Source organism: Shewanella sp. YLB-07 (genome assembly GCF_009377275.1).
The window spans coordinates 1-12,763 of the sequence record NZ_VOQB01000030.1 but is presented as its reverse complement, the minus strand read 5'-3'; the positions used below and the strand labels follow the sequence as shown (position 1 = coordinate 12,763).

5 protein-coding genes are annotated in these 12,763 nt (G+C 46.0%); all 5 read right to left on the bottom strand.

Going from position 1 to position 12,763, the window contains the following annotated elements; genetic code table 11:
* Window positions 1-6,386 (bottom strand): retention module-containing protein (locus tag FS373_RS31225; RefSeq protein WP_152831532.1); only part of this gene is annotated, 6,386 nt, incomplete at its 3' end.
* A 328-nt stretch (window positions 6,387-6,714) separates the two neighbouring features.
* A complete protein-coding gene (locus FS373_RS31220) occupies window positions 6,715-7,182 on the bottom strand; it encodes a TadE family protein (RefSeq protein WP_144048253.1) in 468 nt (155 codons plus the stop codon).
* 2 nt (window positions 7,183-7,184) lie between these two features.
* Entirely contained in the window at window positions 7,185-7,661 is a 477-nt protein-coding gene (locus FS373_RS31215; protein ID WP_144048252.1) for a TadE family protein, read from the bottom strand.
* A 10-nt stretch (window positions 7,662-7,671) separates the two neighbouring features.
* Window positions 7,672-9,141 carry a pilus assembly protein TadG-related protein gene (locus FS373_RS31210; RefSeq protein WP_144048251.1) on the bottom strand — a complete coding sequence of 490 codons (1,470 nt, stop codon included), beginning with the start codon at window positions 9,139-9,141 and terminating at the stop codon, window positions 7,672-7,674.
* A gap of 116 nt (window positions 9,142-9,257) precedes the next feature.
* Window positions 9,258-12,763 (bottom strand): VCBS domain-containing protein (locus tag FS373_RS31205; RefSeq protein WP_152831530.1); only part of this gene is annotated, 3,506 nt, incomplete at its 5' end.

Genomic DNA, 12,763 nt, shown 5'->3' with positions numbered 1-12,763 from the left:
CCGACAATGGTGATGATCACGTTGTGTGAGGCGGTGCCATCGGCACTGGTCACTGTGATGGTACGGGTCAGCGTCTGGCCGTCAGTCAGTGACTGCACATCTGCATGGTCGTTATTAAGTGTGTAAGTCCAGTTGCCGTCAGCGTCGATGCTAAAGCTACCGTAGTTGCCATCGGCGACATCAGATTGTACCTGGAATACCGCTTCGCCAGTATCCACATCGGTGACGGTCAAGCTGCCAGAGACCATTTCAACGGTCACTGCATCGGTATCGGTTGCGCCATCTTCAGTGACGGTGCCGGCATCGCTATCGCCTTGGCCAACGGTGATGTCAGCCGGGTCGTTGGCACCGACAATGGTGATGATCACGTTGTGTGAGGCGGTGCCATCGGCACTGGTCACTGTGATGGTACGGGTCAGCGTCTGGCCGTCAGTCAGTGACTGCACATCTGCGTGGTCGTTATTAAGTGTGTAAGTCCAGTTGCCGTCAGCGTCGATGCTAAAGCTACCGTAGTTGCCATCGGCGACATCAGATTGTACCTGGAATACCGCTTCGCCAGTATCGACATCGGTGACGGTCAAGCTGCCAGAGACCATTTCAACGGTATCGACATCGCTGTCAGTCAGACCATCTTCAGTGACGGTGCCGGCATCGCTATCGCCTTGGCCAACGGTGATGTCAGCCGGGTCGTTGGCGCCGACAATGGTGATGATCACGTTGTGTGAGGCGGTGCCATCGGCACTGGTCACTGTGATGGTACGGGTCAGCGTCTGGCCGTCAGTCAGTGACTGCACATCTGCATGGTCGTTATTAAGTGTGTAAGTCCAGTTGCCGTCAGCGTCGATGCTAAAGCTACCGTAGTTGCCATCGGCGACATCAGATTGTACCTGGAATACCGCTTCGCCGCTGTCGACGTCGGTGACGGTCAAGCTGCCAGAGACCATTTCAACGGTCACTGCATCGGTATCGGTTGCGCCATCTTCAGTGACGGTGCCGGCATCGCTATCGCCTTGGCCAACGGTGATGTCAGCCGGGTCGTTGGCACCGACAATGGTGATGATCACGTTGTGTGAGGCGGTGCCATCGGCACTGGTCACTGTGATGGTACGGGTCAGCGTCTGGCCGTCAGTCAGTGACTGCACATCGGCGTGGTCGTTATTAAGTGTGTAAGTCCAGTTGCCGTCAGCATCAATGCTAAAGCTACCATAGTTGCCATCGGCCACATCAGATTGTACCTGGAATACCGCTTCGCCGCTGTCTACGTCGGTGACGGTCAAGCTGCCTGAAACCATTTCAACGGTATCGACATCGGTATCGGTTGCGCCATCTTCAGTGACGGTGCCAGCATCGCTATCGCCTTGGCCGACGGTGATGTCAGCCGGGTCGTTGGCGCCTGTTATTGTTATTGTTAAAGTCTGTGTTAGCGACTCAACACCATCAGTTGCCGTATAAGTGAAAGTGACATCGGCAGTGGTTCCTGCCGCTAAGGCTTCAGCTAGTACGCCATTGGCCACAAAGCTGTAGCTACCATCGGCGTTCATGGTGAGCGTGCCGTACTCGTTCACCACTATACCCGCTGCGCCATCGGCAACAGTAGTGGCTGCACCTGTAGTGCCAGAGAGGATCCCTGTGACAGTAAGTTCATCGCTGCTATCAACATCAGTGTCATTACTGAGCACACCGTTATCGGTGTTGACGGTGAGGGTGGCGTTCTCATCGACATCACTGATATCTGCTACTAAGACTGGTGCGTCATTTTCTGGCGTTACTGTGATAGTTAGAGTCGCAGTTTCACCTGTATTCGTCGTATATGTAACGATCGGTGCTACACCATTCCAATTGTCCCATGGCATGAATGAGTAACTGCCATCAGCTTCCATAGAGAAGACACCACTGAAAAGCTCCATACCTTCACCAGCAAGGTAAACTGTTGGGTCGTCTCCGATGGTGAAGCTTACTACTTCAGTGTTTTCACTTTCATCGTTTGTCAGAATATTACCAGTTGCTGTAACCTCCTCATTGACAGAGTTTGTATCATTGGCCGTATCTGTATTGTCATCATTGACGACTATGGTGAGTGTCGCTGATTCGCCGGTATTAGTCGTGTAAGTAATTACCGGGACATCGCCATTCCAGTTTTCCCAAGGAGTAAATGTATAGCTACCGTCTGCATTAAGCTCTAGCGTACCGCTAGTAAGCTCAACGCCTTCACCAGTTTGGTAGACTGCATTGCTGCCTTCAACGGTAAAGCTTACAACGCTAAGCGCATCATCGACATCTACATCGTTATCAAGCACGTTGCCCGTTGCGACAGTGTCTTCATCGATAGTCTTGCTGTCATTGGCGAGTACACTTGGATCATTGACTGGCGTGACCTCTAAGGTCAGAGTCGCGGTAGAGTCGGTATTGGTTGTATAAGTGATGACAGGAACTGAGCCGTTCCAATTTTCATTTGGCGTGAAGGTATAGGTGCCATCTTCATTGATGACCAGTGTGCCGCCTTCAAGCTGTACTGTTGTACCAGCGGTGTGGGTTTCACCATTTACTTCGAAGCTAACCACAGACAGATTATTGTCGATGTCTGAGTCGTTATCTAATACGTTGCCTGTTGCCACGCTATCTTCGTCGATAGTGTTGCTGTCATTAGCGAGTACACTCGGGTCATCAACTGGCGTGACCTCTAAGGTCAGAGTGGCTGTAGAACCTGTATTGGTTGTATAAGTGATGACAGGAACTGAGCCGTTCCAATTTTCATTTGGCGTGAAGGTATAGGTGCCATCTTCGTTGATGACCAGTGTGCCACCTTCAAGTTCGACGGTAGTGCCTGCAGTGTGAGTTTCACCATTTAGTTCGAAGCTAACCACAGACAGATCATTGTCGATGTCTGAGTCGTTATCTAATACGTTGCCTGTTGCCACGCTATCTTCGTCGATAGTGTTGCTGTCATTGGCGAGTACACTTGGATCATTGACTGGCGTGACCTCTAAGGTCAGAGTCGCGCTAGAGTCGGTATTGGTTGTATAAGTGATGACAGGAACTGAGCCGTTCCAATTTTCATTTGGCGTGAAGGTATAGGTGCCATCTTCATTGATGACCAGTGTGCCGCCTTCAAGCTGTACTGTTGTACCAGCGGTGTGGGTTTCACCATTTACTTCGAAGCTAACCACAGACAGATCATTGTCGATGTCTGAGTCGTTATCTAATACGTTGCCTGTTGCCACGCTATCTTCGTTGATAGTGTTGCTGTCATTAGCTAGTACACTTGGGTCATCGACAGGCGTGACCTCTAAGGTTAGTGTCGCGGTAGAGCCAGTATTAGTTGTATAAGTGATAACAGGAAGAGTGCCATTCCAGTTACTCTCAGGGGTGAAAGAGTAGCTACCGTCTTCGTTGATGACGACAAATCCACCTTCAACACTGACAAAGACTCCGGCGTCATATGTAATACCGTCAATCTGAAAACTTACTACTGTAAGGTCATCATCAACATCTGAATCATTATCGAGTACGTTACCTGTCGCTGTTTCACCTTCATTGATCGTGTTTGAATCATTATTAACAATACTAGGATCATCAACAGCGATGACGTTTAGCGTCAACGTGGCAGTTGAGCCTGTATTAGTTGTGTAGGTGATGACAGGGACTGTGCCGTTCCAGTTTTCATTTGGCGCGAAGGTATAAGTGCCATCTTCATTGATGACTAGTGATCCACCTTCTAGTTGAATCGTTGTGCCTGCTGTGTAATTTTCGCCGTCAACTTCGAAGCTGACGACAGACAGGTCATCATCTATGTCTGAATCGTTATCTAATACATTGCCTGTCGCGACGCCATCTTCATCGATAGTGTTGGTGTCGTCAGCTAATATGGACTCGACATCATAGTTTTCTGATGTATTAGCAGTACCTTGTGCTCCGCCAGCTCCAAAGCCATATACAACAGCCTCTATAACTGTATCTGGGTCATTAACTAGCTCAGATCCTGCAACTTCAATCGAGAAGGTGCCGTCGGCATTCATCTCTGTCTGATAGGTTTGACCATTAATCGTGATAATGACTATACCGACAGTAATAGAGGCATCTGCCGAAACTGTACCAGTGACAGTAATGGTCTGATTGCCCTCTGCATCGGTAATTAAGTTATCACCCGTAATTGGATCGATATCTATGCTTACCGCTGTATTGGAAGGGCCATCATTATCGAAGATTCGCAGTGTACCTTGGGCGTCGACGAGAGCCGCATTTACTGGGTCGGTCAGGTTGACAATTGCAAACTCAGGGCTGTCTTCGATGATTAAATCATCAACAATCGGCACAGTGATATAGGCGGTTGTTTCACCCGGAAGGAAGGTTACTGTGCCAGATACAGCGATGAAATCTTCGCCAAATAGTGCTGACAGCTCTTCTGTACTGTAGTTAACGGTGATTGTTTCTGTGCTTGCCTCGCTCAATGTGAGGGTAAATACTGCGTTTTCCATCCCTTCAATCACGATAACATAATCAATATCTATCTGGGGGAGGCCTGAACCATCGGCATCATTGTCAAAAATGGCAAATTGCAGTGTTTCATCGTAAACATTTTCACCCGTGACTTGGGCAACGAAATACTCGGTAGGCTCTATAGCTACATCATCAAAGATAGGTACACGTATGATGACACTGTCGTTTCCAGCCTCTAAGACAAAGCCAAAAACAGGACGAGGAATACTGCCGCTATAGTCAACCGATGTGACTGTCATAGTCTGCCAAGTGAGGCCACCATCATTCGAATACTCTAGTGGTACTAGATAGTCATCGGCGTATTCAGCAATTGGAAAACCAAGCTGCTCACTCATGATCTCACTGGTAAAGTTGATTTCTAATAGTTGATCATCTGCGAAGGTTAGTTCACTGTTTAAGGTAAACTGATTGAAGCCGTCATGCTCAAATACATCGGGAATATCCGCTGAAAGATGTGATTTAAATTGATCTTGTGTTGCTGAAGTGACCTCTCTGAAGGCGGTCCAATCTTCTACACGGTAATCGATACTTAGACCTTCTAAGTCATATTGAGTTATACCAGCATTGAGAATTATCTCGTAATTACCGTTCCCAAGATCGACGAGTGTACCTATGTCGGCAAAGTCAGCATTAAGTTGTACATTTTTAACGACTAAATTTTCAGTTGTTACCTGCTGACCTGAAGCGCCTGCGAGTAGGTCGTTAGCTGTAAAGGTGATCTTTCCATCTAATTCATTGTAATTGTAGGTAATTAGCCCGCCAGGTACATCAAGTATATCAGCTGTACGATCGTCTGCTGTTACCGGCCCGCGATCACCGGCTAAGTCATCGATAGTGTCGGCAACATGATCCATTGCCAGGGTCTCGAATATATTCGCGCCGCTAGGGTCTAACTCTGAGTCTCGAGTGAAGATAATACCCAGCTCAGCCAGTACGAGAGATAACATCTCTTTACCCGCAGTTGCTAGATTCAGTGGCTGACCAGTAGTGGGGTCGACATAGCCCGTTAATGCTTCATGAATCGCTGCAATAATGTTGATGTTAGATGCGTAACTATCATCCAAATTGACTATACTATTAGTCTGTAAGACACCATCGTCGGTTCCATCACTGAGGTCGTTATCTAGAGCCTGTAAGAAGATAGCCATGTTCTCAACATAGTTCATGTTGCTATCTGACAAAGATGTACCAGCAATGTCTTGAAGGAAAAGAATAGTGCCTTGAATTGCATCTGCACTAAAGCTAGCAATGATGACGTCACCAATACTAAAGGTGATGGTATCGCCTGGGTTATAAGCAAATGAACCATCAGCTCCTACATCACCGGTAAATCCACTTAGGCCTGATGACGTCGTATAGGCAACACCATTGACAAAGTTATCGGTAAACTGGGCTATGTTAACGTTATCTGTTATTTGATTGTCTGTTTGAGCCAAAGAAAGGTTAGCCGTTAATGCCGCATTTGCATCAAGAGGTGCACCGAAAGAGGTGTCGAAGCCTGAACCTGCTAAAGTTTCATCACCGCTACGTCCTAACGATACAAAGTCACCACCTTCGTTACCATTTGCACCAGCACCTGCTGCGGTATCGGGCCCTTCTGTAGGATCTTCACCTGCTGCGATTTGAGCTTGAATAGCTTGAATCTCGTCAGTAATTGACGTGTCAGCATCTGCTATTTCAGAAGTTTCATCTTGTGCTGCTGCACTGGAGAAAGTTGCGCCATCTTCATAAGCTATTTCAAGCTCTGCATCTTCAGGGATAAAGAGTGTTGTGCCAACCGGAAGTTGTTCACCAGGTGCTATGAGCCGTCTTTCACCGTTTATTTCAACGGCGATCTCTCCATTAGCAATTAAAACTTGTCCGTGTTGTGTGGTGACTAAAGATTTCATTCTTAACTCCAAGCAAATAGTATCAACAGTGCAGCTCTGGTAAACCCTTTTCCCAACGTCAGCAGCATATCCTTACAATGGGATCACAAATGTTAACCCATGTAGTGGCGGTGGTCAATTTGTTGACGGTTGAATATCTATTTGTGGGTAATCCGATAGTTTTACGTGCTTCAAAGTTGCTGCGTGTCGGTTAGTTGTGTTGAATGTTGTGTTTTTGTGTTTAGCTGACGGCAGGGGGCTATTGAGGTTTTTTTACTGGTTTGTTAGTTCAATTTGGCACTTCTTGCCATCGAAAGGATTCAGTCAAGTGTTGTCAGGCATCGAAGTGTCAAAAATAGATAACGGTCCGGGATGTGCTAGATAATGTAATCGCTGGTAAGAAAGGGGTAACGGGTTCGAAATCGTGCTCAATTTGTACTTCTACAACTTTGCCGGCACTTTGATCGCGAAGTTGATTCGCGTCCTCTTCCCATGTAGTGGTAACTCGTATTCGTTCTAGAGGCTGTGCCCTTTGCAACACATGAGCCTCAATTTTCGCATCGTTAGTCGGTGAATCTCCTACTCTACGTAAATCATCACCAGCTTCAGCGCCTCTGACTACAGCATAACGCACACCTTCTCGAGCAGCATGAGCAACGGCTCCGTATGCGTATATCATCCTGGCACCATCGAGAATAGCAAACAGAATGAGAAAAAATATGGGAGCGACAATTGCAGCTTCTACCGCAGCTAAACCTTTTTGGAATTTGCTAGACTTCTTACCGAATAGCTGGCTTGATTGTTTATATTTTTTCATCGCTATTGTGCCCTAATGGTAGCAGTTCTGCTTATTACAAGTTGATTGGGTATGAGTGGATAAGAAACTACGGTACGAAAATCGCGTGTTGCAGTTACCTCCACAAATATCTCAACCTGACCAGTGCATAAGTTGTTAGTACAAAATACTTCACTACTGCTACCAGAGCATTTACATACACGTTTCGAACTTACAGCCACCGGATCTGAGTTAAAGGCATCACTAATGAGATCGCTCGCTTCCGAAAGTGCAGAGGCCCTTATTCCAGATGTGTCAATGACGAGATTGGTACTTTGCGCCGCATACCCCGCTGCTGCACGTGCGGCATTAGTCGTGGTAATCGACACATACATGACACGACCGAAATCGATTACTGCCAGCATAATAAAAATGATAATAGGTAAAACAATGACGGCTTCGATGGCTGCAACCCCCTTTTGTTTAGTTGAGCTCAAAGTGAAGTGCTTTTTTACATCCATTTATTACTCCTTACTCAACTAAGGTGACCCGTTTTAGTGGGGAGCCCCCTGAGCCGGTGAAATTACTAATCTCCACGGTCGAGCCACTTGAAATTTCTAAGAACTTCGACACTAAGATAGTATCTGATGGGTTACCCGTTGAGTTACTGTGAAACTTAAGGTGCTGATTACCTACGTATATTGCTCCGGCTAAGGTTGCCGTCACGCTGCTATCTATTCTGTTTAGTGGGTAAGAGCCTGGATTATCAGAGGAGGGGGCATCTCTATCTGAAAAGAAGAGTATGCCATCTAGATCGTTGACACATTCACTGCCGCTAGCGCCGCCGTTACAGAGTGGCGCGGAAAAGTTAACTTCAGAGCTTGAGTTGATATCCAGAGTCCAGAACCATTCTTTACCTTTTTCAGGGTCATGATCTGAATCAGGGTCATCACAGGCCCAATAGCAAGTGTTATAAAATGAAACTCCTGGGCCGATGGCTTCTGAGTCTGCTCCTTCAACAGTGAGCCCACCGCCTCGAAGAATGTATACCCCAGTACTAAGGTTTGCAGTGCCTTTTTTCACTAATATGCCGCCACAATAAGTACCTGAAAATAGATCGACTGAGCCATTGGTATCTATGGTGTATGGCTCATAGGGGCCACCTGAGTCTTTCTTTTTTCCACTACATCCACTGGCATTACAACTCTCCTCCGGCGGACATGCGCCAGAGGTTCTATCCACTGTCGGCGGCGTTAGGCCTGCAAAAGGGTCTGGAGCGGGTAAGGGGGATTCTTCGGGTGGTAAGCCCATGCCGCTGAGAGGGCAGTTCCCATTATTATCACATTGATAGGCCTCGCCGCCTAAATCACAAGTTTGTCCGGTTGTATAACCTCCAACAACAGTGATCATGCCGGCTTTCACACAAGCTCCACTCTCAACCACGCTGGCTGCACCGCTATCGTCTGAATTTACCCAAATTCCACAGCGTGCGTCGAGTACTGAGTCACTAGTGACTTCGAAGGCTTTTTTTTGTTCGTTGTCGAGGACATATACGCAGTTGATCCCGCTGGCGGTGTTACCATTCGCTACGGCTCTTACCTTGTAGGGGATAGAATCTATGTCGAGTATTTGTGAGAAGAAGGTGAGGGTTGGCTGGGTGATGATCACTTCTACTGAAAAGGGATCACCGATATAGAAGCCTGATAATGGTGGATGGTTAATCTCGACGTTGATACCTTGGTTACCTTGAGTAAAGCCGTTGACTATGGCTTCTGCGTTAGCCGCTGTGACAATAGTGAGGTGGTCTCGGCCATAAAACTTTTCGAAAGCTCCAGCTAATGCTGCAGCATCGGCGGCAGTTTGCGCTCGTCGATAATCAGAATAAACTTTCCCTGAGTCTAAGGCTAAGCCAGCCATGGCGATTAAGGCGAGTAAAGACACCACTGCTAATGGTGCGATAATGCCTTTCATCTTTCGGCCCAGAGAGCTTATTTCGACCATGAAAGCACCTTAGTTTAGTTCTTGTTAGTCATTCCTCACTTAAGTCTAGTAGCGATAATCTTGTTCATCAAATAAGTAAAAATGAGCAGGCTAATGAACTCATTAACCTGCTGTAATTAAGCAACATCTACGATGAGTGCATTATTATCGAGTAAACCTTGGATAATGGCTTGATCACCAACTCCGGCTAAACTGGTTCCTTGAAGAAGAATAGTGATAGTGTCGGTGCCTCCCCCATTACCATCAAGATCGATAGTGATAATCGTATCTCCGCCTGAAACATCGAAAGATAAATAATCAAGGAGGTCTACCGCATCATCAGTTTCACCAGAAAGAAGCTCGGAAAGGTCGAGTACATCTTCTAAAGCATCGAAGTCCAATACAGTATCGCTTTCGCCGTTGATTGAATCAGTATTCCAGGTGAAGGTGTCATCGTCTGCACCTCCGTGCATCTCGTCATCACCTCTGCCACCAACTAATTCATCGGTGCCATCACCTCCAAACAACAGATCGTTACCGCTACCACCTAGTAGCAGGTCATCTCCCCCTTGACCAAACAAGATATTGTTGCCATCACCGCCAGTAAGAATATCATCTCCGTCGTTTTCCCGAGATACATCGAAGTCACTCGCATTTTCTGATACGTAGGTGTGAACCTCATAAATTGAGATATTATCATCTAAATTTAAATCGCTACCCGTTTGATCATCGACATATTCGACAAGTGCATCGAACCCTTCTAAATCAATACCGTCAAACTCAATCAGATCACCAAAGATAATATCGTTACCATTTCCCGCATTTAGATCATCATCACCGGGCAACAAGGCTGTTTGTAAGATGGCATCTGCAAGAGTGCCTACATCAATACCAATTAATGGGCCTCCTGCTGTGGTGTTGAAATTAATGAGAGTTGATTGATTAATACTATCACCTAAACCAATAGCTTGAACTTCAGTTAAGGTGCTGGCGATGAGAGCTGCGAAAGCTGCATTTGCTGCTGCTAATGGGTTGTCTTCTGGTCTGTTAGGATGGCCATCTGTGATGAAGAAGGTAAAATTGCTTCCTTGGTTATTGAGTTGACTTTGTTGGTTGAACCAAGTTAATGCTTCATTGAATGCATCTTGATAGTTGGTGGTTGACCCGCTTTGCATGCTACTTAGAGCGGCTAAAATTCCCGGACCAGTTAATGAAAGTAGATCATTAGAGTCTAATAACAGAGTTGCATTATTATCGAAATCAATAATACTGATGTGCACGCTGCCAGGGTTAGCCCCTCCTAATACAATTTGTAACTGTAAAAGCGCTGAAATAATCTGGGCTTTAGCCGTTGCTACAGCTTCACTCCCCATACTGCCAGAAGAGTCGACAATAAAGGCTATATTGTAGTTCTGACCTTGACCGAAACCAGTTGTATCACCGATTAGTACGTCGTGTGCATTGCCTGTTTCTACAGTGGTGTCATCTTCTGGTCCAAATGTTTCTTCAGAATAGACCTCAAAATAAACCGTTGCTGTATCTGTGTCGCCATTGCCATCATCTATGGTGTAGGTGAAACTGGTTGGCGCATCCTCACTACCGTCGTGTTCAAAAGTAAAATTACCATCCTCATTAATAAATAAGGTGCCGCCAGTTATTTCAACTTCGGCATCACCATTATTATCAAACACTACTGCGACACCATTGATGTGCGTGATTAGCAAAGTATCACTATCAATATCACTATCGATACCGTTACCCGTATCATCATCAATGATGTTGCCGATTACTGATTCGCCTTCGTCTACATGGTAGGTATTGTTTCGGGCATCAGGTATAAAGTTTTCAGGCTCTAAGGTGATGGTGAAGTGTCCATCGTTTTCGGGGGTGAATATGACTGCATCTCCATCGTTATCTGTTGCACCATAGGCAAACTCTAAATCGATTGGCGTATTGAAAAGTGTATCTACTGAGGATAAACCGATGACTTGAAAAGCGTCTCCGCTGAAATAGGATATTTCAATGGACATAATAGACAAGCCATTAGGCGCTAGCTCCTCGAGAACTAAGGTGCCATCAATAATAGCGCCAACTACGTTCTTAGTTGTTCCATTTGAATAAGTCACAACATAGTCGATAACACTATTGCCATTATTTTGTCCATTGTTACCGGTTCCAAGGCTTATTGCTGCAAGTGAGGTTCCATCTATACCATATTCGAATTTAATGGCTTCATTTGAGCCCACAGAGTTTTGAGGGCCAACTCCAATGCCATGTACATTTGAATTGACTGAAGAGGCTGAGCCATTGAAAGTACCGGTTATGGTAGAGATAACCATAGCCGCCTGATCATCTTGAGCGTAAATGGAGCCGTCTGTGTCGACATAGTAGGCGGCATTGTTACCTGCAGGAGCGCTACCTAGGTCATAATCGATCACGACTTCAACGTCTACCTTATCGAGTAATGTGAACTTGTAATCGTAATGCCCAGTGCCATCAGGAATAGCCTGTAGGGTAAATACGGCTACATTACCCGCCATAGCGGTTAACGTATCACCGTTCATGGTATAAATTAAATCTATACCATTGGATTGCAGCCCTTGGGTAATGACTTCAAAATCTACACTACCGAAGCCATCGGCTCCTGGATCGAATAAGTTGCCAGTGATCATTTCGTTAATAGTATGAGGCATGCTGGGAGTTGCTAATTCATCTACTTCATCGAGAGGAGCATCATCTTCGATAATGACATTAAGTTCTGTACCTACATTTCCAACCCCATCATTAATGTTGACTCCAAAATTAATAGACATGAGATCTTCGGTATCATTGACAAGGTGATCCAGTGGTCCGAGTAAGTTAACGGTATATCCCACACTATAAACAGAGGCGTTAACACTAACAGAGCCAAGCACTATGGTCATAACAACTATGTTGTTTGCAGTTCCTGTTAAAGTATGGCTATTGTCGTCCCAACTCCAGTTGACTAAGAAACCGTCAGAGTAAACGTCAGTTGTTGAGGTACCTAATGACACGGTTATATCTAAGACATCTGGGTTATCTACATCAGTAAAGGTTAGTGTACCTCCATCTGTTGGAAGGTCGGTTGTATCCGTTGGATCACCTACATCATCAATAATTCCGTTTGTTAATCCTTCTTCTGAAACTATAAGGGAATCAATGTTGGTGATTTCTGGCAGGTCGTTGCTACCTTCGACTGTGATGGTGACATCATGGGTATCGGTACCACCAAATTCATCGGTAACAGTGACGGTAAAGATCTCATCATGGCTCTCGCCGGAGGACAACTCGTTAACCAGGTCGCTGTCATTTAGCGTATAGGTCCACTCGCCAGTAACAGGGTCTATGACAAACTCACCGTAGATACCGGAATCATCACCTGACCAAGTCCAACTGGCGTTATTATCGACATCGCTGGCTAATAAAGTGCCGCTAATGACATCAATACTATCTTCTATAACGGTACCGGTATCGTCAGGAATATTAAGAGAGATAATCGGCGCATCGTTGGTACCTTCGACAGTGATGGTGACATCGTGGGTATCGGTCCCCCCAAACTCATCGGTAACGGTGACGGTGAAAATTTCATTATGACTCTCATTGGAGGCGAGCTCGTTGACGA